We start from the raw sequence: 22,993 nt of genomic DNA, 5'->3' as shown, positions 1-22,993 counted from the left end.
GCCCACTATCGCCAGACGGCAGGACGCAGACGCAATGACTTCAGCACTGGCCTCCGTTCCGCCGCAAGCCGGCGCCGAGATTTTCGAGCGCGTCCTGGCCGCTCCCAGCGGTCTGGTGGTGCTGGACTGCAAGGACGTCCATGCCCTGATCGACCAGTTCCGCGCAATCGCCCGGCACACCGGGCAGGCGGTGTACCTGTGGCAGCCAGACACCGGCCTGGGCAGCCTGCGCGATGCGCAGGTGCGGGTGCCGGAGTGCCAGCGGCTGGGCAACGCGTTGCGCTACATGCAGCAGAGCATGCATTTCGGCGTGTATTTCCTGCTCGGACTGGAGCTGCCGCTGTCGGCGATGGACGCCACTTTGCTGCGTCAGCTTGCCCGCGCGCCCAAGGGCCACCTGCGCCGCGTGGTGCTGATCGACGCGCCAGTGGCGCTGGTCGAGCACCTGGGCGAACTGGCGACACGCGTGGGCAGCGAAGACAGCCAGCCGCGGCGACTGCGTCTGCGCGACGGTCGCTGGCTGGTTTGAGGCCGGTAGGCAGATGAATTCCGGCATTCTGGTGGTTGCCGCCCAGCGCGAACTGCGCCGCAGCCTGTTCGACGCACTCGACCAGGCGGGTTATCCGCAGATCCACAGCGCGCGCGACGTGTCGCACGCGGCGATCCTGCTCGAAGGCCGCGCCGCGCTGCCGCCGCTGCAGCTGATCGTGGTGGTGTTGGCCGGTGACGAGGTGCAGGCGCGCATTGCTTGCGAGCAGCTGCACCGCCTGCCGGGCGGCGCCGACACGCCGCTGATCGTGGTGCTGGGCGATGACGCCACGCTGGGTCCGAGCGACCTGCCGACCGGCGTCGCCGACTGGCTTTCGGCCGCGCAGATTGGCAACGAACTGGTGCCGCGCTGGCGGCGCTGGCAGGCCCGCAACGGCCAGCGGCGCCCTCCTGCGGCCGCCTCTGACGGTGACGCGCATGAGGATTACCGCTACGTGTTCGACGAGAGCGACAGCGAGTGGCTGATCGCCGATGCGCAGACCGGCCGCCTGCTCGAGGTCAGCCCCACGGTGGCGCGGCACAGCCGCATGCATGCCAGCCAGTGGGAAGGCCTGCCGCTGGCCGAGGTGCTGCGCTTCGAGGGCATTGCGATCGACCAGGTGCTGGCCGAAGCCAACCGCGGCTGGTATCCCTGCCAGCGCAAGTCGGCGATCGGCGCCGATACCGGCCAGGCCAGCGTGCGGCGCATCCGGCATGCCGGACGCGAGGCACTGGCCTTGATGTTCCGCAGCGATCGCGCCGACCTGCGGGCAGAAGCTGCGTTGTCGTTGCTGTCGCGCATCTTCGCCTCGACCAGCGGCGTCGACGCGCAGAACGCCGCCGGCCGCCTGCTGTTCGACGAGCTGGGCCTGGACTACCTGGCCGTCTGGTCGGCGCGCCAGGACGGCGACGCGCCGGTCCAGATGCTGCGGCTGTGGAACGGCGACGAGCCGGCATGGCCGCCGCCAACGCTGCAGAGTTCGCTGCAGTTGGTGCTCGGCGGCAAGCCCATCCTGTACCGCACCGACGCGAAGCGGCTGGCGTCAGTGGACCCGCTGCTGCAGCAACTCGACCTGGCCGGGTTTGCCGGCCTGCCGTTGTACGACGAGCGGCATACCGTGCTCGGCGCGATGCTGGCCGGCAGTCGGCGCGGCTTTGGCAAGATGGGCATCATCGAGCCGGTGCTGCGCTGCGCTGCGGCGCGCTTCGCGCAGATGCTGGAGCTGGGCCGCACCCGCGAGCAGGGCCGCGCGGAGGGCTTGGTCGACGCCCTGACCGGCCTGCCGAACCGGCTGCTGTTCAACGACCGGCTGGACACCATCATCCGCGAGGCGACCCGCAACGGCGAGTGCTTCGCGGTGCTGTTCGTCGATCTCGACCGTTTCAAGGCGATCAACGACACCTACGGCCATGCCGCCGGCGACCAGGTGCTGCGCATGGTCACCCAGCGCCTGTGCGGCAGCATCCGCGCTTCCGATACGGTGGCGCGCTACGCCGGCGACGAGTTCACCGTGGTGCTGCGCCATATCGTGAAGAACGACGACGTATTGCGCGTAGCCGAGAAGATCGTGCAGGTGATGGAGACGCCGCTGTTCCTGGAGGACGGCACCGAGCTGCAGGTGACCGCGTCGATGGGCCTGAGCTTCTTCCCTGACGACGCCGGCGACGCGCAGACCCTGCTCAAGCATGCCGACGAGGCGATGTACGCGGCCAAGCACCAGGGCCGCAATACCTTCCAGATCTACGAGGTGAGCCCGGAATACGCCCAGCAGCACGGCATGGCGCTGAAGACCCGCCTGCGCCACGCCGAGGGCAACGGTGAATTGCGCGTGGTCTACCAGCCGCAGGTCAACACCGAGACCGAGGACATCATGGGGATGGAGGCGCTGGTGCGCTGGGAGCATCCCGAGCTGGGCATGATCAGCCCGGCGGTGTTCATCCCGCTGGCCGAGGAAAGCGGCCTGATCGTCTCCATCGGCGAGTGGGTGATGCGCACCGCCTGCCGCCAGGCGAAGGAATGGGAACAGCTTTACGGCCTGCGCCTGCGCCTGGGCGTGAACCTGTCCGCGGTGCAGTTGATGGAACCGCAACTGCTGGAAACCGTGGCGACCGTGTTGCGCGAAACCGGGCTGGATCCCACCCTGCTGGAAATGGAGGTCACCGAGAGCATCAGCATCAAGGAGGCGCCGAACCTGGTCGAGAACCTGCACGCGCTGCACCGGCTGGGCTGCCACATCGCGATCGACGATTTCGGCACCGGTGCAGCCTCGCTGGACTACCTGCGCCGGCTGCCGGCCGACCGCATCAAGATCGACCAGAGCTTCGTGCGCAACATCGGGGTGGACCCCGACGACGAAGCGATCGTGCGCGCCACCATCGAGATGGCCCATCGGCTGAAACGCGCGGTGGTGGCGGAAGGCGTGGAGATCGAGCAGCACCTGCAGTTCCTGCGCCAGCACGGTTGCGACGAACTGCAGGGCTACCTGTTCTGCCGCCCGCTGCCGCCGGCAAGTTTCGACAAACTGCTGGCCGAGCGCCAGCGCCTGTTGAAGGCGCGGGTGGCCGAGCCGGCTTGAGCCGGCGGCCGGCGTCCCCATAACTTGGTCGACCCGTCACGGGTCCGGGGCACGCCCATGCCAGGCATGGCGTTGTGGTGGGGCGATACCCGGTGCATGCTGAACTCGGGCGCCGGATCGCGGTCTGAGCGCCGCGTTCAGTTCAAAACAGCTCCCGCAGCGGAAGACGGCATTGACGACGGATACGGCCCGGACGGGCGAAAACGAACTGGACCGCGCGCTGGTCGAGCGGGTCCAGCAGGGCGACCGGCGAGCCTTCGACCTGCTGGTACGCAAATACCAGCACAAGGTGATCGGACTGGTCTCACGCTACGTGCGAACCCACGCTGAATGCGAGGACATCGCGCAGGAATCGTTCATCCGCGCGTGGCGGGCGATCGGCTCGTTCCGCGGCGACAGTGCGTTCTACACCTGGCTGTACAAGATCGCGGTGAACACCGCCAAGAACCACCTGGTGGCGATGGGCCGGCGCCCTCCCTCCGGCGATATCGACGCGGACGAGGCGGAGTTCATGGCCGGCGCCGAACGCATGCACGACAGCGCCACGCCCGAGCGCGAGTTGATGCGCCAGGAAATTGAACAATCCGTGTTTTCCACTGTCCAATCTTTGCCCGAAGAGTTGCGGACCGCCATCACGCTGCGCGAGGTGGATGGCCTCAGCTACGATGAAATCGCCGAAGCGATGGGCTGCCCGATCGGCACGGTGCGTTCGCGCATCTTCCGGGCGCGCGAGGCGATCGACGAGAAGCTGCGGCCGCTGTTGTCGGACCGCGAGGATCAGACATGAATCAGGCAGGCACGAATCAGGACTCCCGGGAAAGCCTTTCCGCGGGCATCGACGGCGAATTGCCGAAGGAGCAGCTGCGCTTCCTGCTGCGCCGGCTCGATCATGACACCTCGCTGCAGCAGGCCTGGGGCCGCTACCACGTCGCCCGCGACAGTCTGCGTCGGCAGTTGCCGCCGCTGGCCGGCGCCGGTTTTGCCGCGCGGGTGATGCTGGCGATCGAGCAGGAATCGACGCCTGCCGCGACCTCGGCCCGGCGCAACCACTGGCTGCGCTGGTCCACCGGTGGCGCGATCGCCGCCAGCGTGGCCGCCGTCGCGCTGATGATCGGCCAGCCGACCGGCGACGCCGAGCGCCTGACCGCCTCGACCACCCAGCAGGAGGCCAGTACGGTTGCCGCCGCGCCGGCAAGCAAGCCGACAACCTCTCCCGCCGCGGTGCCGCCATGGCTCAGCGGCAATTCCGCCGGTTTGCTCAGCCAGCAGGCCTCGGCCACCCTCGGCGCGCCGTTCGGCCAGAGCCAGCCAGTCTATGCGCGGCGGCTGTCGGGTTATCCCTCGATGGCCCGTTACCGCATGCTCGACAACAACGACGGCAGCTACCTGCTGCTGCTCGACCCGGAGCGACAGGCCGCACCAGATCGCTCGCGCCGGGCTTCCGCCGTCGCGCAATGAAACGAGCCCGCGTGACTGCCCGCGGCTCGCTCTCGCCCCTTTTACCTCCACCGGCCCGTCGCACGGGCCGCTCGGCGGCGCGTGTCCGTATCGGGCACGCCGCCATCCGGATTACCCATCCACTCGAAGTCTACCGGCCGACATCAACCAAGGAGGAGTCATGAACCATTCCATCTTGCGCAGCCTGGCGTGCTTTGCGCTGCTGGGCATCGCCAGTGCCGGTACGGTGCAGGCGCAGGTGCCGGCCGCGGCGGCGCTGCCGGACTTCACCGGTATCGTGCAGAAGAACGCGCCGGCCGTGGTGCACGTCGAGGCCCGCTACAACGGCGAGCGGCAGGGCAACAGTCGCAGCATGCATGGGCAGACGATGCCCGGCCAGGGCATGCCGGACGACCCGCAGGCGGAGATCCTGCGGCGCTTCTTCGGCATGCCGATGATGCCGTCGCCGCAGGAGCAGAAGCACATCTCGCTGGGCTCGGGCTTCATCATTTCCGGCGATGGCTACATCCTCACCAACAACCACGTGGTCGACCATGCCGACAAGGTGACCGTGCGCCTGCAGGACCGGCGCACGCTGACTGCCAAGGTGATCGGCACCGACCCGACCTATGACATCGCCCTGCTCAAGGTGGATGCCGGCGGCAGCCTGCCAGCGGTGACCCTCGGCGACTCGCGCAGCCTCAAGCCGGGGCAGTGGGTGCTGGCGATCGGCTCGCCGTTCGGCTTCGACTACACGGTGACCCAGGGCATCGTCAGCGCGGTGGGCCGCAACCTGGGCCAGCGCGACCAGCCGTACACCTCGTTCATCCAGACCGACGTGCCGATCAACCGCGGCAATTCCGGCGGCCCGCTGTTCGACCTGCAGGGCCGGGTGGTGGGCATCAACTCGCAGATCTATTCCAACACCGGCACCTACTCCGGAGTGGCGTTCTCGATCCCGATCGACGTGGCGATGAACGCGGTGCAGCAGCTCAAGAGCAAGGGCTACGTGTCGCGCGGCATGCTGGGAGTGACGGTGCAGCCGGTCGACGATGACATGGTCAAAGCGTTCGGCCTGGACAACGGCGTAGGCGCGGCGGTGGTCGACGTCACCGCGGGCAGCGGTGCGGCCAAGGCCGGCATCCAGTCGGGCGACGTGATCCTGGCCTACGACGGGCGGACGCTGCAGCAGGCCCCGGACCTGCCGCCGCTGGTGGGCATGACCAAGCCGGGCAGCAAGGTGCCGGTGGAAATCCTGCGCAACGGCAAAAAGCAGACGCTCCAGGTCACCGTCGGCGAGGCCTCGCGCGACCGCAACGCGATGAATGGCCAGGGCGCGGCCCCGTCGCTGGCGCGCAGCGGCTCGGCCGTGCTGGGTCTGACCGTACAGTCGATCGACGACGACACCCGCACCCAGCTCGGCCTGAAGCCGGGGCAGGGCGTGGTGATCGGCGACATCACCGGGTCGGTGGCGGCGCAGGCGGGATTGCAGACGGGCGACGTCATCCTGATGGTCAACCAGCAGAAGGTCGGCAGCGTGGCCGAGTTCGAGGCGGCCACCAAGGGCGTGAAGGCCGGCAGCACGGTACTGTTGCTGGTGCGCCGCGGCGAACAGAGCAGTTTCATCGGCCTGACCGTACCGGATGGCGAATGACCGCGGCGGCGCGCGACTGGCGGTAACGCGGCGCCGCGTGGTTTGCGCATGGCGGCGGCGGGTTCTGCGATAATGCCGGGTTAGCGTCACTTTGTGCTGACGCGCCGCCACGCATGGTGCGTGATGGCAAGCCCAAGCCCGACAGGCCGCCCGCGCTCCATGGAATTGATCCGCAACTTCTCCATCATCGCCCACATCGACCACGGCAAGTCGACCCTGGCCGATCGCATCATCCATCTCTGCGGCGGCCTGGCCGACCGCGAGATGGAGGCGCAGGTGCTGGACAACAATCCGATCGAGCGCGAACGCGGCATCACCATCAAGGCGCAGTCGGTGTCGTTGCCGTACAAGGCGCGCGACGGCAAGACCTATCAGCTCAACTTCATCGACACGCCCGGCCACGTCGACTTCTCCTACGAGGTGAGCCGCTCACTGGCCGCGTGCGAAGGCGCGCTGCTGGTGGTGGACGCCGCCCAGGGCGTGGAGGCGCAGTCCGTCGCCAACTGCTACACCGCCGTGGAGATGGGCCTGGAAGTGGTGCCGGTGCTGAACAAGATCGACCTGCCCACCGCCGACATCGAGAAGGTGAAGGGCGAGATCGAGGCGGTGATCGGCATCGATGCCACCGATGCGGTGGCGATCAGCGCCAAGACCGGCCTGAACGTGGTCGAGGTGCTGGAGGCGATCGTCGCGCGCATTCCGCCGCCCAAGCCGCGCGATACCGACCGATTGCAGGCGCTGATCATCGACTCGTGGTTCGACAACTACCTCGGCGTGGTGTCGCTGGTGCGCGTGATGCAGGGCGAGATCAAGCCTGGCGACAAGCTGCTGGTGATGTCCACCGGGCGCACCCACGAAGTGGACGACGTCGGCGTGTTCACGCCCAAGCGCAAGAAGCTGGACAAGCTCGGCGCCGGCGAAGTGGGCTGGATCAACGCCTCGATCAAGGACGTGCACGGCGCGCCGGTCGGCGACACGCTGACCCTGGCCGGCAAGCCGGCCGAGAAGGCTCTGCCCGGTTTCCAGACCATGCAGCCACGCGTGTTCGCCGGCCTGTTCCCGGTGTCGTCGGACGACTTCCCGGCGATGCGCGAAGCGCTGGACAAGCTGCGCCTGAACGACGCCGCGCTGTTCTTCGAGCCGGAATCCTCCGAGGCGATGGGCTTCGGTTTCCGCTGCGGCTTCCTCGGCATGCTGCACATGGAAATCGTGCAGGAGCGGCTGGAACGCGAATACGATCTGAACCTGATCACCACCGCGCCGACCGTGGTGTATGAGGTGCTCAAGACCGACGGTTCGATCCTGATGTTGGACAACCCGGCCAAGCTGCCGACGAATTCCAGTCTGGTGCAGGAGATCCGCGAGCCGATCATCGTCGCCAACATCCTCACGCCGCCGGACTACATCGGCAACGTGATCACCCTGTGCGAGGAGAAGCGCGGCGTGCAGCGCTCGATCCAGTACCTGGCCACCCAGGTGCAGATCAGCTACGAGATGCCGCTGGCCGAAGTGGTGATGGATTTCTTCGACCGGCTGAAATCCGTTTCGCGCGGCTACGCCTCGATGGACTACCACTTCGAGCGTTTCGATGCCGGCCCGTTCGTGCGCGTGGACGTGCTGATCAATGGCGACCGCGTCGACGCGCTCTCGCTGATCGTGCACCGCAGCCACGCCGACCGCCGCGGCCGCGACCTGGTCGAGCGGATGAAGGACCTGATCCCGCGCCAGCAGTTCGACGTGGCGATCCAGGCTGCGATCGGTGCGCAGGTCATCGCGCGTTCCACGGTGAAAGCCCTGCGCAAGAATGTTCTGGCCAAGTGCTACGGTGGCGACGTCAGCCGCAAGAAGAAGCTGCTGGAGAAGCAGAAGGAAGGCAAGAAACGCATGAAGCAGGTCGGTCGCGTGGAAATTCCCCAGGAAGCCTTCCTGGCGGTTTTGAAAGTGGACAAATAGCCGGGATACGGGATTCGGGATAAAGGATTCGGAGCAGCCGCACTTTCGAATCCCGTATCCCGAATCCCGTATCCCGGCTCCGAAGGAGCCCCCATGGAATTCGATTTTTCCGCCATCCTGCTTGGCCTCACCGTGCTGTTCGGCGTGGTGTGGGGGCTGGACCGGCTGTTCCTGTACAAGAAGCGCAAGGCGCGGCTGGAGGCAGCCGGCGGGGAGTATCGCGACCCGGCCCCAGTGGACTGGTCGCGCTCGCTGTTTCCGGTGGTGCTGGTGGTGCTGCTGCTGCGCTCGTTCGTGGCAGAACCCTTTCGCATTCCGTCGGGCTCGATGATGCCGACGCTGGACGTGGGCGATTTCATCCTGGTCAACAAGTTCGCCTACGGCCTGCGCATGCCCGCGTTCAACAACAAGCTGGTCGATCTCGGCGAGCCGCAGCGTGGCGACGTGGTGGTGTTCCGCTTCCCCGGCTACCTGTGTGAGGAAGGCGGCAAGCTGGTGCGCAGCGGCGACATGAGCTGCAGTGATCCGCACGCGTCGGTGCCGGCGCAGAACTGGATCAAGCGGGTGATCGGCCTGCCGGGCGACAGCATCGAGGTGCGTGGCGCCGAGCTGTGGGTGAACGGCCAGCGCGTGAACGCCGAGGAGATCGGCCCCTATGTGGGCAACCCGCAGCGCAGCGTGGACCAGATCATGCTGAACATGGGCGCCACGGTGTGGACCGAACACCTGGGCAAGGTCAACCACATGATCGCGCGGATGCCGGCCTACACCACGCCCAATTCGATCCCGAACGACCGCGTGCCATCGAAGGTGCCGCCGGGGTGCTACCTGGTGATGGGCGACAACCGCTACGACAGCCTGGACAGCCGCTGGTGGGGCTGCATGCCGGAGCAGAACCTGGCCGGCAAGGCGTTCCTGATCTGGATGAGCTGGAAGGGCTGGGGCACTGGCGGGGTGGACTTCTCGCGCATCGGCACGGTGATCCACTGAAGCTGATCGTGGCGGCCCGGCTGGCGAAAGCGTGACGGGGTCGAACTGCCGCGCGCGTGGCCGCCGACAGTGCGAGAATCCGCAGGCATAATCGGCACGCCCGCGTGGGCGGCGACGGTCGCCGTGCGCGGATCACCACACACACAGGCACGCCGAGCAGGCGGCATAGCGAGGGGACTATGAAATCGAAGCAGTCGGGCATCACCCTGGTCGGGTTCCTGATGGTCATGGCCATCGTGGGCTTTCTGGCCTACATGGGCATGAAGCTGCTGCCGTCGTATTCGGAGTACATGGGCGTGGTGAAGGCGATGAACCAGGTCGCCACCGAGGGCACCAACGGCAGGTCGCTGGACGACATCCGCCGTGGCCTGATGTTCAAGATGGGCTTCCAGTATGTGGACGACGCCACCATCAAGCCGGCGAACATCACCATCGTGCGCAACAGCGGCGGCGCCAATCAGCTGCGCGTGGCCTACGACAAGCAGATTCCGTTCATGTACAACATCGACTTCCTGCTGCACTTCGAGAAGAGCGTGCCGCTGCAGGGCAACGTAGGCGAGTAACTTTTGGAACCGAACTACCGTTTTCGCGACCCGACGCTGGCGCAGCTGGCGCTGACCCACCGCAGCGTCGGCAGGCCGAACAACGAGCGGCTGGAGTTCCTCGGCGATGCGCTGCTCGGCGCGATCGTCGCCGAGATGCTGTACGAAGCCCACCCCAAGGCCAGCGAAGGCGAGCTGTCGCGGTTGCGGGCGCAACTGGTCAACGGCCAGGCGCTGGCTGTGGTGGCACGCGAACTGGCGTTGGGCGACGGGCTGAAACTCGGCCCCGGCGAATTGAAGAGCGGCGGCTTCCGGCGCGATTCGATCCTCGCCGACGCGTTCGAGGCGATGGTCGCCGCGGTCTACCAGGACGGCGGCTTCGACGCCTGCCGCGAGTTCGTGCGCGGGCTGTTCGCCGAACGCATCGTCGCCCTGCGCCGCTCCTCCAAGGACGCCAAGACGCGGCTGCAGGAATGGCTGCAGGCCAAGGGCCTGCCGTTACCGCAGTACGAACTGGTCGCCAGCCATGGCGAGGACCACGCCAAGACCTTCGACGTCAGCTGCAGCATCGGCGAACCGCTGGCGTTCATCGCCGAAGCGCATGGCGGCAGCCGCCGTGCCGCGGAGCAGGACGCAGCCGAGACCGTGTTGAACCGGCTGCTGGAACAGCAGCGCGACGCCTGACCTCGCTGCTTCCGCCCGCCGCGCCGCGTGCCGCCTCCGGCGAAGCACTACACTTGCCACCCGACCTGAGCAACCCGCGCCATGAACCACGAACTGGACCCCGCCGGCGGCACGCTGCCGCACGAGAACTTCCGTTGCGGCCTGGTGGCGCTGGCCGGGCGGCCGAACGTGGGCAAGTCCACCTTGCTCAACGCGCTGATCGGCTTTCGCCTGTCGATCACCAGCCCGCGGCCGCAGACCACCCGCCACCGCATCCTCGGCATCAGCACCAGCGAGGCCGGGCAGATCATGTACGTCGATACGCCCGGGCTGCACCGCGGCGCCAAGCGCGCGATGAACCGCAGCCTGAACCGCGCCGCGCGCTCGGCGATCAGCGACGTCGACCTGGTGGTGCAGGTGATCGAAGCCGGCCGCTGGACCGACGAGGACGAGGCGCTGTACGCCGCCCTGGTCGAGCAGCCGACGCCGCGCCTGCTGGCGATCAACAAGGTCGACCTCAGCAAGGACAAGTCGGCGATGCTGCCGTTCGTCGCCGGGCTGGCGGCGGAACACAGCTACGACGAGATCCACTACCTCAGCGCGCTCAAGCGCAAGGGCATGAAGGAGCTGGAGCGGGCGATCCTGCAGCGCCTGCCGGTGCGCCCGCCGGTATTCGGCGAGGACGAGATCACCGACCGCAGCGAGCGCTTCCTCGCCGCCGAGATGGTGCGCGAGCAGCTGATGCTGCGGCTCGACCAGGAGCTGCCGTACGCCACCACGGTGGAGATCGAGCAGTTCAGCGACCGCCCCGACGGCATCGCCGAGATCCATGCGGTGATCTGGGTCGAGCGCGACGGCCAGAAGGCGATCGTGATCGGCAACGGTGGCGCCCAGCTCAAGGCGATCGGCACGAACGCGCGGCGCCACATGGAGCGCATGTTCGAGCGCAAGGTGTTCCTGAAGCTGTGGGTGAAGGTGCGCGAAGGCTGGGTCGACGACGAGAACATGCTGAAGAAGTTCGGCTATACCGATTAGGGCCGGAATTCGGGATTGGGGATACGGGATTCGTAAAAGCCTCGAAGCCTGCACGCTCTTGCGAATCCCGTATCCCCAATCCCGAATCCCGGCTTTTACTCCATGCGCCTCGAACAGCAACCCGCCTACGTCCTGCATGCGCGTGCCTACCGCGAGACGTCGCTGCTGCTGGAGTGCCTGACCCGCGAGCATGGTCGGCTCGGCGTGGTGGCGCGCGGCGTGCGTGGCGAGCGCTCGCGCCTGCGGCGGGCGCAACTGGAGCCGTTCCAGCCGCTGGCGATGGATCTGCTGCTGCGCGGCGAGCTGGCCACGCTGACCGCGGTCGAGACGGTGGGTACGCCGACGCGCCTGCCGGGCGACGCCGGCCTAGCCGGGCTGTATCTCAACGAACTGGTGGTGCGCCTGACCGGCCGGCAGGACCCGTACCCGCGCTTGTTCGATGCCTATGCGCGCACGCTGGCACGGCTGGCCGCTGGCGAATCGCTGGCCTGGAGCCTGCGCCGCTTCGAGCGCGACCTGCTGGAGGCGATCGGCTACGGCCTGCAGCTGCTGCACGACGCGGAATCCGGCGAGCCGCTGGAGCCGTCGGTGTGCTACCGCTATCAGGTCGAGCAGGGCGCCGTGCGTTGCGTCGCCAGCACGCCGCGCGCGCTGCGCGGCAGCGACCTGCTGGCGCTCGGGCAAGACAGCATGCCCGACGCCCATGGCTTGAAAACCTTGCGCGACCTGATGCGGGAAGTGATCCGCTTCCACCTGGGCGGGAGCGAGCTGCGCGCCTGGCGGGTGCTGGCGACGGCGGTCTCCGGGCGCAAGGCGCCGTCCGGCTAGGAGCGTGGGCGGCAGAAGCCTTCGAGGCGAAGCAGACGCTTTTGCAGCCCGGAAGATTTCTGCCGCCTACGCTCCTAGTTGTCCAGCGCCTGCAACGTCGCCAGCAGGGCGCGGCGGAAGCGCGCCAGCGCGATCGGCGCGACGCCACGCTGCAGCAATTGCCGCTGCAGCAGCACGGTCTGCGTGGACAGCGCGGCCGCACCGCAGAAGCCGCAGGAGGAGCGCAGCCGGTGCAGGCGCTCGCCGAAGCCGGCAGGGTTGCGGCTCAGCGCATCGAGCTCCTGGTGCAGCAGGGCGAGTTCCTCGCGCAGCAGCAGGCGCAGGGCGCGCATGGTGGTGGCGTCGCCGGTGGCGGTCAGGGCGGCCTGGTCGTCCAGCATGCCGGCGGCCTGGCGTTCCGGCTGCACCAGGGCCAGCACCTCCTGCAATGCGGCCAGACCACACGGTTTCAGCAGGATCTGGCTGAAGCCGGCGTCGAGCAGCGACTGCCGCGCGCCCGGTTCCAGCTCGGCCGTGGTGGCCACCGCAATGCTTTCCGCCGAGCGGGCCCGCTCGTCCTCGCGCAGCGCGGTCAGGATCTGCAGCGCGCCGGCGCCGGGCATGCGGCAATCCAGCAGCAGCAGGTCGAACGGCTCGGCGCGCGCCCGTTGCAAGGCTGTCGTGCCGTCCAGGCAGGCCTCCGTGTAGGCACCCATCACGTCCAGCCCGTCGCACAGGAAACGGCAGCTGCCGGGGTCGTCGTCGGCCACCAGTACCCGCGCGCGGCTGGCAGGGGTGGGCTCGGAATCGGTATTGACGAGGGAGCTGCTCATGACGAAATCCATATCGTTCATCTTGATTTGGCAGAATGGCCCGACATGCGCCCGACTTCAAGCCACTTGCTGCTGTGCTGCTGCCTGCTGCTGGGGATCGGCTGGATGCTGCCTGCGCAGGCGCAGGTACTGCTGACGGCGAAGTCGATCAGCGTGCCGGGGGTGCGCCTGCAGGGGGTAAGCCTGCGCCTCGACGAGGAGGCTGCCGGAGGCTTGCGGCTGCGATTGAGCGCCGAGCAGGCGGATGTGCCGGCGATGGGCTGGCGGCGGCTGGGCCTGAACCTCGACGGCAACCTGCAGCGTGATGCCCGCTTGCGCTGGAGCCTCGACGGCAACGTGCGCCTGGCCGGCGCGCCGGGCGGGGCGCTCAGCGACGCCCGCGTCAACATCCTGCTCAGCGAGGCGGCCAACACTCTGCTGGTCGACATCACCCAGGGCAAGGCGCATGCCAGTACCGCGCTGCCGCTGGACCGGCCCACGCATGCGCAGATCAGCCTGGACAATCTTCCCGCCGGCTGGCTGCAGGGCCTGCTGGGCACGGTGTGGTCGGGGCGCCCCACCGGCGGCCGGCTGGATGCCGAACTGGCGCTGGACCTGCGCGATCCCGGGCTGCAGTCGTCCGGACAATTCAGCGTGGCCAAGCTGGGTTTCGATACCCCCGGCGGCACCTTGGCCGGGCAGGGGCTGGACGGCAACGGGCGCTTCAGTCTGGACACCACCGCCGGCCCGGCGCGGATCGAACTGGACTCCACCCTGCGCCGTGGCGAGCTGCTGCTGGGGCCGATCTACGCGAGGCTGCCGGATCATCCGGTCCAACTGGCGCTGCACGCGAGTGCGCAGAGCGGCACCTTTGAACTGAGCCACCTGCGATTGAACGATACCGACGCGTTGCAGCTCGACGGTGCGCTGGCCTTCGACGCGAAAGGCGCGCTGAGGAGCCTGCGGCTGGACCACCTGCGCGCGACTTTTCCGGCGGCCTACCAGCGTTATGGCGAGGCCTGGCTGAGCACGCTGGGGCTGCGCGACATGCGCATCGCCGGCCAGCTGAGCGGCAGCCTGGACCTGCGCGCAGACGGCCCGCATGCCTTCGCGTTCACCACCGAGGGGCTGAACCTGGCCGACGCGGATGGCCGGTTGGCGGTCGAGGGCTTGCAGGGCGGGCTGGATTGGGCGAGCGATGGCGAGCGGCCGGCCACCACCCTGGGCTGGCGCAGCCTGCAGTTCCATCGCCTGACCCACGGCGCCGCGCAATCGCGCTGGCAAAGCCGCGGCGGTACGCTCGGCCTGCAGCAGCCCTTGCTGGTGCCGGTGCTTGAGGGGCAGCTGCGGATCGGCCAACTGGACTGGCGCCCGGCGGCGGCCGAAGGGCAGCGGCTGGCGGCCTCGCTGGCGCTGACCGGCATCGATATGGCCGCGTTCAGCCGGGCGATGGGCTGGCCGGCGTTTCCCGGCACGCTCGCCGGGGCGATTCCATCGCTGCGCTGGGTCGACGACCGTTTCGAACTGGCCGGCGGCCTGTCGGCCAGCGTGTTCGGCGGTTTCATCGACGTCACCGCGCTCTCGCTGCAGCAGCCGTTTGGCGCCACCCCGGTGCTGACCGGCGACATCACGCTGAAGCAACTGGACCTGGCCGCGATCACCAGCGTGTTCGATTTCGGCAGCATCACCGGCCCGCTGGACGGGTCGATCGAGGACCTGCGCCTGGTCAACTGGAGCCCGGTCGCGTTCAAGGCCAGCCTGCTGGCGGGCACGGGTGGCCGGATCAGCCAGCGCGCGGTGAACAACCTCACCAGCGTCGGTGGCGGCGGCATCGCCGCCGGCCTGCAGGGCGCCGTGCTGAAGCTGTTCAAGAGCTTCGGCTACAAGCGCATTGGCCTCAACTGCACGCTGCAGGGCACGCTGTGCAAGATGAGCGGTCTGGAAGCCACCGACGACGGCTACACTATCGTCGAAGGCAGCGGCCTGCCGCGGTTGCAGGTGGTCGGACACCAGACCCAGGTCGACTGGCCGACCCTGGTACGGCGCCTGCAGGATGCCATCCACGGTGAAGCGCCGCAGATCCGCTGAACGAAGTGCGGGTGGCGGCGCTTCCCACCCTTTCAACCACAGGAGTTGGTCATGCGCAAGCTCGTTTACGTCGTCCTGACTTCGCTGGCCGTGGCGCTGGTCGGTTGCGTCACCATCAACGTGTACTTCCCCGAGGCGGCGGCGCAGAAGGCCGCCGACCAGTTCATCGGCAACGTGCTGAATCAGGCGACGCCCGCCGCGCCGGCGCCGAAGATGCCGAAGCCGACGGCGAAGGACGGCGGCGCGCAGCCATCGGCGATGCTGCTCGACTTGCTGCTGCCGGCCGCGCACGCCGCCGAGACGCCGGACATCCGCATCCAGACCGCCGCCACCGAGGCGATCCGCGGCCGCATGCAGGGCCGCTTCCAGGGCCCGCTGGGCGACTTGCTCGACAGCGGCGCGGTGGGCTTCACCCGCGACGGCATGGTGGCCATGCGCGACGCCGCCAAGGTGCCGCTGAGCCAGCGCGCGCAGGCGAATACCACCGTGGCCGACGAGAACCGCGACCGCACCGCGCTGTACCGTGAGATCGCCAACGCCAACAACCATCCGGAGTGGGAGGCGCAGATCCGCGCCACCTTCGCCAAGAGCTGGATCGAGAAGGCGCGCGCCGGCTGGTATTACCAAGACGCCTCCGGCGCCTGGCAGAAGAAATAAATGTAAGGAGCGCACCTTGTGCGCGATGCCTTTCGTCAGGTGACGAAGAGCATCGCGCACGACCGAAGGAATTCCCCTGTGGACAGGGTGCGCTTCTGCAGGGCGCCCATCGGCCCGATCTGGGATAATCGGCGACCAATCCTCCTGTTTGCGCCTCATGTCCCGATCCAACTCCGCGCCCTCCACGCCTTTCGAAGCCCATATCACCGCCCTCGCACATGACGGCCGCGGCGTGGCCCGCATCGACGGCAAGACGGTGTTCGTCAGCGGTGCGCTGCTCGGCGAGCAAGTGACGGCGAAGCTGCGCAAGCGCCATCGCCACTTCGACGAGGCGGAGGTGGTCGAGGTCCTCGTGGCCTCGCCGCACCGGGTCGAGCCGCGTTGCCGCCACTTTGCCGAGTGCAGCGGCTGCTCGCTGCAGCACCTGGACGCCGCCGCGCAGATCGAGGCCAAGCAACGCGTGCTGGCGGAAAACTTCGAGCGCATCGGCAAGGTCGCTCCCGCGTCATGGTTGCCGCCGCTCACCGCCGAGCCGTGGGGCTACCGGCGCAAGGGCCGGCTGTCGGTGCGCAACGTGGCGAAGAAGGGCCGCGTGCTGGTCGGTTTTCGCGAGGAGCAGAACCCGCGCTTCGTCACCGAGATCCAGCAGTGCGAGGTGATGCACCCGGCGCTCGGTCCCAAGGTCGGCCTGCTCGCCGAGCTGCTCGGCACGATGGACGCGGTCAACGACATTCCGCAGATCGAGTTCGCTGCCGGCGACGATTTGATGGCGCTGGTGTTCCGCCACATGCAGCCGCTGAGCGAACACGACCTGGCCGCGCTGACCGCGTTCGGCCAGCAGCACGGTTTCGCGATCTACCTGCAGCCGGGTGGCACCAGCAGTGTGCATCCGCTGTGGCCGGAACACCCGCGGCTGGCCTTCCGCATCGCCAGCGGCGACGCACGCTACGCCGACGTCGAGCTGGAATTCCAGCCGCTCGACTTCGTGCAGGTCAACGCCGGCATGAACCAGCTGATGATGGCGCGCGCCATGGAACTGCTCGATCCGCAGCCCACCGACCGCGTACTGGACCTGTTCTGCGGCCTCGGCAACTTCACCCTGCCGATCGCCCACCGCGTGGCCGAAGTTGTCGGCGTGGAAGGCGAGCATGGCCTGGTCGAGCGCGCCGCGCAGAACGCCGCGCGCAACGGCATCGCCAACGCGTGCTTCCACGTGGCCAACCTGTTCGAGGACCAGCGCGCCGCCGACTGGGCGAAGCAGCCCTGGGACAAGCTGCTGCTCGATCCGCCACGCGCCGGCGCGGACAAGCTGCTGGACTACCTGCCGCACAAGCAGACCCGCCGCATCGTCTATATCTCCTGCCATCCCGCCTCGCTGGCGCGCGACGCCGGCATCCTGGTCGAGCGGCACGGCTTCAGGCTGGCCGCGGCCGGGGTGATGGACATGTTTCCGCACACTTCGCACGTCGAGTCGATAGCGCTGTTCGAGCGGTAGCCATGTATGGAAGAAAGGTGACCGTGTCGGTTGGAACGTCCAGACAAGCCGTCATTCCAGCGAGGCGCTTTTCAACGGCCGAAGGGCCGGTCAAGCTGGAATCCAGCGTCTTGCGTCTGGCAGGGCCAGCGGATCCCGGCTTTCGCCAGGATGACCAGAACAACCGGAGCTATGCGAACTGCAGGGCGTCGACCAAAATCATGGCGATAGAGATCGAACGAAAATTCCTGTTGAACGGCGACGGCTGGCGCGCCGGCGTCGAGCGCAGCGAGCCGATCGCGCAGGGCTACCTGGTGGGCGCGCAGGCATTGCGCGCGGGGCTGGCGCATGCCTCGGTGCGCGTGCGCCTTGCCGGCGAGCGGGCCTGGCTCAACGTCAAGGCCGCCACGCCTGGTATCGCGCGGGCCGAGTTCGAGTACCCGATTCCGCTCGACGAGGCGAAGGCCATGCTGGCCACCTTGTGCGATGGCGTGCTGGAGAAGACCCGCCACTACCTGCGCTTCGACGGCACGTTGTTCGAGATCGACGAATTCGCCGGCGACAACGCGGGCCTGGTCGTCGCCGAGGTCGAACTGCCGGCGGTCGATGCGCCGTTTCCGCGGCCGCCGTGGCTGGGCAGCGAGGTGAGCACGCTGGTGCGCTACTACAACGTCAACCTGATCGCGCACCCGTACCGGCAATGGTCGCCGGCGGAACGCGTCGTGGAGGGTGCTGCATGCTGATGATCGGCGTGGCCGGGCTGCAACTGGCCGAGCACGAGCAGCGCTGGCTGGCCGCGCCCAGCGTGGCCGGCGTGCTGCTGTTCGCGCGCAACTACGCCTCGCGCGAACAGCTGATCGCGCTGTGCGAGGCGATCCGCGAGGCCGGCGGCGAGGACCAGCTGATCGCGGTCGATCAGGAAGGCGGCCCGGTGCAGCGCTTCCGCGACGGCTTCACCCGGCTACCGCCGCTGGCGGCGATCGGCGCGGTATACGACCGCGATCCCGGGGAAGCGGTGCGCCTGGCGGAAGAACATGCCTGGGTGATGGCCAGCGAGCTGCGCGCCAGCGGCGTCGATTTCAGTTTCGCGCCGGTGGTGGACCTGGCCCGCGGCAACGCGGTGATCGGCCTGCGCGCGTTCCACGCCGACCCGGTGGTGACCTCCGAACTCGCCCAGGCCTATGTGCGCGGCATGCACCTTGGCGGCATGGCGGCGGTGCTCAAGCACTTCCCGGGCCACGGTTCGGTCGCCGCCGACACGCACAAGGCGCAGGCGATCGACCCGCGCAGCCTGGACGCGATCCGGCGTGATGACCTGCTGCCGTTCGCCGAATGCATCGAGGCGCGGGTCGATGCGGTGATGATGGCGCACGTCATCTACCCGGCGGTGGACAGCCGCGCGGCCGGTTATTCGCGCATCTGGATCGGCGACATCCTGCGCGGCGAGCTGGGTTTCACCGGCGCCGTGGTCAGCGACGACATCAGCATGGCGGCCGCCGGCGCCGCCGGCAGCGTGGGCGAGCGTGTGCGCGCGCACCTGGATGCCGGCTGCGATCTGGTACTGGCCTGCTTCCCCGAGGTGGTGGAGGAGGCGATTGCCGCGCTGCCGGCCGACACTCCGCCAATGTCGCCGTCACTGGCTGCCCTGCGCGGCGCGCTGGGTTCCAGCTGGGCCGGCCTGCTGGACAACCCGCAGCGCGACCGCTTCGTCGCGCGCATCACGGCACTGCACGCCGATCAAGGAACCGCATGAACACTCCGACCCCTTCGCTGGCCGACGCCCTGGCGCAGGCCGAACTGCTGCACGATCGCGCCACACTGGAAAGCGTGATCGCCGACATGGGTCGGCGCATCGACACCGCACTGGACGGCGAGCGCGCGGTGTTCCTCACCGTGATGAACGGCGCGCTGATCTTCGCCGGCCAGCTCGCGCTGGCGATCCGCACCGACCTGGAGTTCGACTACGTGCACGCCACCCGCTACCGCGGCGCCACCAGCGGCAGCGAGCTGCACTGGCTGCGCGAGCCGGCGGTGCCGCTGGCCGGCCGCACGGTGCTGCTGGTCGACGACATCCTCGACGAAGGCCACACGCTGAAGGCGGTGCGCGACGACTGCTACCGGCGTGGGGCGAACAAGGTGCTGATCGTCAGCCTGTGCACCAAGCGCCACGACCGCCTGGTCGAAGGCATCGCGTCGGATTTCAACGGCGTCGAGCTGCCGGACCGCTACGTGTTCGGCTACGGCATGGACTACTACGAGCAGGGCCGCAACCTGCCGGGGATCTACGCGTTGAAAGACTAGAGCGGAGAATAGGGGCCTGCATTTACTCCTCCCCCTGCTCGCAGGGGGAGGTTGGCGACCGAAGGGAGTCCTTCAGGTGAGGGGGTAAAGCTCTTGTTCTTTGTCTTGAAGATCAAGAGCGACCCCACCCCAGCCCTCCCCTGCTGCGCAAGGGAGGGGGCAAAGCCGGCATTCCCGTTGACTTCACCCGAACATGGATCACCACGATGCCTCACCTTGACCACGCCTCCATCGACCTGGCCGTCATCGGCGGCAGCGGCCTGTACAAATTTCCGGGCCTGGAAAACACCACGCGGAAGGCGGTGGACACGCCCTACGGCGCGGCGTCGGGCGACGTCGTGCTCGGCGATTTCGCCGACAAGCGCCTGGCCTTCCTGGCCCGCCACGGCGAAAGCCACACGTTGCCGCCGCACCGGGTGAATTACCGCGCCAACCTGTGGGCGCTGCACAGTCTGGGCGCGCGGCGGGTGGTCGGCGTGAACGCGGTGGGCGGCATCCGCGGCGACATGGGGCCGCGGGTGATCGTGGTGCCCGACCAGTTGATCGACTACACCCACGGCCGCACCACCAGCTATTGCGATGTCGAGGGCGCCGAAGTGAGGCACATCGATTTCAGCGAGCCGTACACCGAGGCGCTGCGCCTGCAACTGCTGGCGGCGGCGCGGGCGGCGAACGTCGAGGTGGTCGGCGGCGGCTGCTATGGCGCCACCCAGGGGCCGCGGCTGGAAACCCGCGCGGAGATCGCCCGCATGAAGCGCGACGGCTGCGACCTGGTCGGCATGACCGGCATGCCGGAGGCCGTACTGGCGCGCGAGCTGGGGCTGGAGTATGCCTGCCTGGCGCTGGTCGCCAACTTCGCCGCCGGCTGCGGCGACGAGGCGGAAATCAGCATCGAGGAGATCTTCGCGCACCTGGCGGCGGCTACCGCCGAGGTGCCGCGCATCCTCGCCGCCATGCTGAAAAACTGAGCGCTGCAGCGAATTCATGCAATGGCGGGTATTTTCGTATTGCGCTCGGCCTTCACATATTGATACTTTCCCCCGGCCAGGGCGGCGAACCTCAGGGGGAGACTAGGGTTCAGTGCAGATCCTGGCACACCCAATCCATGGATCCAGAGGTTCACGCAATGCGTTTCGGTACGGTCAAATGGTTCAACGACGCCAAGGGTTTCGGTTTCATCGCGCCTGAGGATGGCGGGGAGGACGTGTTCGTCCATTTTTCGGCCATCAACTCCAAGGGCTTCCGCAGCCTACAAGAAGGCCAGCGCGTGCAGTTCGAAGTGACCCAGGGCCCGAAGGGCGCCCAGGCATCGGCAGTCGAAGCCGCCTGATCTTCCAGGCTAGCGTTGTAAAGCACGAACGAAGCCCCGCATCCCGTGCGGGGTTTCTTTTTTCCGGATCACGTTCAGCTGCGAGCGCGTGCTGACCCTGGGCGCAGGCCAGCGCCATCGAGGCCTCCGCATTGATCCGCGAGCTGGTGGCGCAGGCGAACGGGCGCCTGGGCGGTGGTGCCCCGCCGGCGTCACCGCACAGAACATCGCGGCGCTGGCTGCCGCCACCGGCGCGCACAAGTTCCATGCCTCCGCCAAGCATCGACTTCCATCCGGCATGCGGCATCGCCGGACGCTGCTCGCCGACAAGCCGGCGAACTGCGCAGCGATGTCGCACAGGTCCGCGCCCCGGCCGCCCTGTGCACCACCATGTAGGAGCCCGCTGGCGGGCGATGCTTTGAAAGCCGGGATTCGGGATTCGGGATTCGGGATTCGCAAGAGCAAAAGCATCGCCCGCCAGCGGGCTCCTACCAGGGAGCCGAGCCGCGGGCGATTCCCTACGGCAGCGCATGGCGGCCCTGCTTGGTTAATATGACGAACTGCCCATCCGCATCCGAATACAGCAGGAGCCATCGAGTGATCATTAAGCCCAAAGTCCGCGGTTTCATCTGCGTCACCGCCCATCCGGTCGGTTGCGAGCGCAACGTGCTCGACCAGATCGCGATCACCGAGGCCGCCGGCCATGCCAGAAGCAAGGGCCCCAAGCGCGTGCTGGTGATCGGCGCCTCCACCGGCTACGGCCTGGCCTCGCGCATCACCGCCGCGTTCGGCTACGGCGCCGCCACGCTCGGTGTGTTCTTCGAGAAGCCCAGCAGCCACGACAAGACCGGCACCGCCGGCTGGTACAACGCCGCGGCGTTCGACAAGGCCGCCAAGGCCGCCGGCCTGTACAGCAAGTCGATCAACGGCGACGCGTTCGCCCATGAAACCCGCGCCAAGGCCATCGAGATCATCAAGAACGAGATGGGCGGCCCGATCGACCTGGTGGTCTATTCGCTGGCCTCGCCGGTGCGCAAGCTGCCCGACACCGGCGAAGTGGTGCGCTCGGCGCTCAAGACCATCGGCGAACCGTTCCACAACACCTCGGTCGACACCAACAAGGACATGGTGATCGAGGCCACCGTGGAGCCGGCCACCGAGCAGGAGATCAAGGACACCGTCACCGTGATGGGCGGCGAGGACTGGGCGCTATGGATCGACGCGCTGAGCCAGGCCGGCGTGCTCGCCGAACACGCCAAGACCATCGCCTACAGCTACATCGGCACCGAGATCACCTGGCCGATGTACTGGCACGGCACCCTCGGCCAGGCCAAGCAGCACCTGGACGACACGGCGAAGCAACTGCGCAGCCGCCACCCCGACCTCGAGGCCTACGTCGGCGTGATGAAGTCGGTGGTCACCCAGGCCAGCGCCGCCATCCCGGTGATCCCGCTGTACGTCTCCATCGCCTTCAAGATCATGAAGGAGAAGGGCATCCACGAAAACCCGATCGAGCAGGCCAACCGCCTGTTCCACGACCGCCTCTACCGCGCCGACGGCGCCGCCGCACTCACCGACGACGAAGGCCGCATCCGCCTGGACGACTGGGAACTGCGTGCCGACGTGCAGGAACCCTGCAAGACCCTGTGGCCCACCGTCACCACCGAAAACCTGCGCGAAATCACCGACTACGCCGGCTACAAGCACGAGTTCCTGAAGCTGTTCGGCTTCGACCGCGACGACGTGGACTACGACGCCGAGGTGGAGGCGGACCGGCGGTTTGATTGTTTGGAGGGGTGAGGAGGCTGGAAGCCACTGAGGTCTAGTGACTTCAGTAGCTTCTTCGTCCCTAATTGGTATGAAGGGGACAGGGTCGTGGCAATTTGTAGTGCCGGGCTCTCCCGATTGGTGGCCCGTTCATCTGAACGAGCTGCCACCCTTTCGTGTCAATAAGCGTCTTGCATTTTTTGGCGAGGGCTCAAAACCAAAACGGGGTCAGGTTCACTTACGATCCGGCGGCCGCCTGATCACCTTTCGCGCCCGACAAGGCAGTACACAGGAGAAGCCCCGCATCGCGGGGCTTCTTTTTGTGGCTCATCGCGGAATCGTGTGAGCACCCACGGCGCCAAAGACTTGCGTAAAGCCCTTCTGGCAAGCCATTTTCAGC

General features: G+C 67.7%; 21 protein-coding genes. 20 read left to right on the top strand and 1 reads right to left on the bottom strand.

Translation table 11 applies throughout. The annotated features are described in order from the left end of the window. Positions 1–34 precede the first annotated feature (34 nt). The 11 genes from AC3WTD_RS10990 (at position 35) to recO (ending at position 12,206) form a co-directional block, all read left to right on the top strand. Positions 35–529, top strand: a complete 495-nt coding sequence (locus AC3WTD_RS10990; protein WP_492613822.1) for a hypothetical protein — start codon at positions 35–37, stop codon at positions 527–529. A gap of 13 nt (positions 530–542) precedes the next feature. Continuing rightward, the gene (locus AC3WTD_RS10985) at positions 543–3,104 is read left to right on the top strand and encodes a putative bifunctional diguanylate cyclase/phosphodiesterase (protein ID WP_492613821.1); all 2,562 of its coding nucleotides are present in this window, start codon (positions 543–545) and stop codon (positions 3,102–3,104) included. A gap of 172 nt (positions 3,105–3,276) precedes the next feature. Beyond that, on the top strand, positions 3,277–3,891 hold the full coding sequence (gene rpoE, locus AC3WTD_RS10980; RefSeq protein WP_008434808.1) for an RNA polymerase sigma factor RpoE: 615 nt from the start codon (positions 3,277–3,279) through the stop codon (positions 3,889–3,891). After that, entirely contained in the window at positions 3,888–4,562 is a 675-nt protein-coding gene (locus AC3WTD_RS10975; protein ID WP_492613820.1) for a sigma-E factor negative regulatory protein, read from the top strand. Before rpoE ends, AC3WTD_RS10975 begins: the two co-directional genes overlap by 4 nt. A 160-nt stretch (positions 4,563–4,722) precedes the next feature. Then, on the top strand, positions 4,723–6,195 hold the full coding sequence (locus AC3WTD_RS10970) for a Do family serine endopeptidase (protein ID WP_492613819.1): 1,473 nt from the start codon (positions 4,723–4,725) through the stop codon (positions 6,193–6,195). Between the two features lie 159 nt (positions 6,196–6,354). After that, positions 6,355–8,148 (top strand): translation elongation factor 4, encoded by a 1,794-nt coding sequence (lepA, locus tag AC3WTD_RS10965; RefSeq protein WP_492613818.1) that lies wholly within the window; start codon positions 6,355–6,357, stop codon positions 8,146–8,148. 93 nt (positions 8,149–8,241) lie between these two features. Next, entirely contained in the window at positions 8,242–9,138 is an 897-nt protein-coding gene (gene lepB, locus AC3WTD_RS10960) for a signal peptidase I (protein ID WP_027492351.1), read from the top strand. A 179-nt stretch (positions 9,139–9,317) separates the two neighbouring features. Beyond that, the gene (locus AC3WTD_RS10955; protein WP_008434816.1) at positions 9,318–9,701 is read left to right on the top strand and encodes a DUF4845 domain-containing protein; all 384 of its coding nucleotides are present in this window, start codon (positions 9,318–9,320) and stop codon (positions 9,699–9,701) included. A 3-nt stretch (positions 9,702–9,704) separates the two neighbouring features. After that, entirely contained in the window at positions 9,705–10,364 is a 660-nt protein-coding gene (gene rnc, locus AC3WTD_RS10950) for a ribonuclease III (protein ID WP_027492352.1), read from the top strand. Between the two features lie 81 nt (positions 10,365–10,445). Beyond that, on the top strand, positions 10,446–11,378 hold the full coding sequence (gene era / locus AC3WTD_RS10945) for a GTPase Era (protein WP_492613817.1): 933 nt from the start codon (positions 10,446–10,448) through the stop codon (positions 11,376–11,378). Positions 11,379–11,480: 102 nt separating this feature from the next. Further along, positions 11,481–12,206 (top strand): DNA repair protein RecO, encoded by a 726-nt coding sequence (recO, locus tag AC3WTD_RS10940; RefSeq protein WP_492613816.1) that lies wholly within the window; start codon positions 11,481–11,483, stop codon positions 12,204–12,206. A gap of 74 nt (positions 12,207–12,280) precedes the next feature. Here recO and AC3WTD_RS10935 read toward each other — a convergent pair whose 3' ends face one another. Beyond that, positions 12,281–13,018, bottom strand: a complete 738-nt coding sequence (locus tag AC3WTD_RS10935) for a response regulator (RefSeq protein WP_492613815.1) — start codon at positions 13,016–13,018, stop codon at positions 12,281–12,283. Between the two features lie 45 nt (positions 13,019–13,063). Between AC3WTD_RS10935 and AC3WTD_RS10930 the strand changes: the two genes are divergently transcribed. The 9 genes from AC3WTD_RS10930 (at position 13,064) to fabV (ending at position 22,626) form a co-directional block, all read left to right on the top strand. Further along, positions 13,064–15,085, top strand: a complete 2,022-nt coding sequence (locus tag AC3WTD_RS10930) for a translocation/assembly module TamB domain-containing protein (protein ID WP_492613814.1) — start codon at positions 13,064–13,066, stop codon at positions 15,083–15,085. Positions 15,086–15,136: 51 nt separating this feature from the next. Then, on the top strand, positions 15,137–15,742 hold the full coding sequence (locus tag AC3WTD_RS10925; protein WP_492613813.1) for a YdbL family probable chaperone protein: 606 nt from the start codon (positions 15,137–15,139) through the stop codon (positions 15,740–15,742). Between the two features lie 157 nt (positions 15,743–15,899). Then, the gene (gene rlmD, locus AC3WTD_RS10920; RefSeq protein ID WP_492613812.1) at positions 15,900–17,237 is read left to right on the top strand and encodes a 23S rRNA (uracil(1939)-C(5))-methyltransferase RlmD; all 1,338 of its coding nucleotides are present in this window, start codon (positions 15,900–15,902) and stop codon (positions 17,235–17,237) included. 200 nt (positions 17,238–17,437) lie between these two features. Beyond that, the gene (locus AC3WTD_RS10915) at positions 17,438–17,959 is read left to right on the top strand and encodes a CYTH domain-containing protein (RefSeq protein ID WP_492613811.1); all 522 of its coding nucleotides are present in this window, start codon (positions 17,438–17,440) and stop codon (positions 17,957–17,959) included. After that, positions 17,953–18,969, top strand: a complete 1,017-nt coding sequence (nagZ, locus tag AC3WTD_RS10910) for a beta-N-acetylhexosaminidase (protein ID WP_492613810.1) — start codon at positions 17,953–17,955, stop codon at positions 18,967–18,969. Before AC3WTD_RS10915 ends, nagZ begins: the two co-directional genes overlap by 7 nt. Further along, positions 18,966–19,517 carry a hypoxanthine-guanine phosphoribosyltransferase gene (locus tag AC3WTD_RS10905; protein ID WP_027491529.1) on the top strand — a complete coding sequence of 184 codons (552 nt, stop codon included), beginning with the start codon at positions 18,966–18,968 and terminating at the stop codon, positions 19,515–19,517. The genes nagZ and AC3WTD_RS10905 overlap by 4 nt, the downstream gene beginning before the upstream one ends. A 206-nt stretch (positions 19,518–19,723) precedes the next feature. Further along, a complete protein-coding gene (locus AC3WTD_RS10900; protein WP_027491530.1) occupies positions 19,724–20,485 on the top strand; it encodes an S-methyl-5'-thioinosine phosphorylase in 762 nt (253 codons plus the stop codon). 158 nt (positions 20,486–20,643) lie between these two features. Beyond that, the gene (locus tag AC3WTD_RS10895; protein WP_008434829.1) at positions 20,644–20,847 is read left to right on the top strand and encodes a cold-shock protein; all 204 of its coding nucleotides are present in this window, start codon (positions 20,644–20,646) and stop codon (positions 20,845–20,847) included. Between the two features lie 576 nt (positions 20,848–21,423). Beyond that, complete coding sequence (gene fabV / locus AC3WTD_RS10890) at positions 21,424–22,626, top strand: enoyl-ACP reductase FabV (protein WP_492613809.1); 1,203 nt, start codon at positions 21,424–21,426, stop codon at positions 22,624–22,626. Positions 22,627–22,993: the final 367 nt, after the last annotated feature.

The organism is Rhodanobacter sp. FW106-PBR-R2A-1-15 (assembly GCF_058789735.1).
Note: the sequence above shows the minus strand (reverse complement) of the source record. Positions and strands in the feature narration are given on the sequence as shown.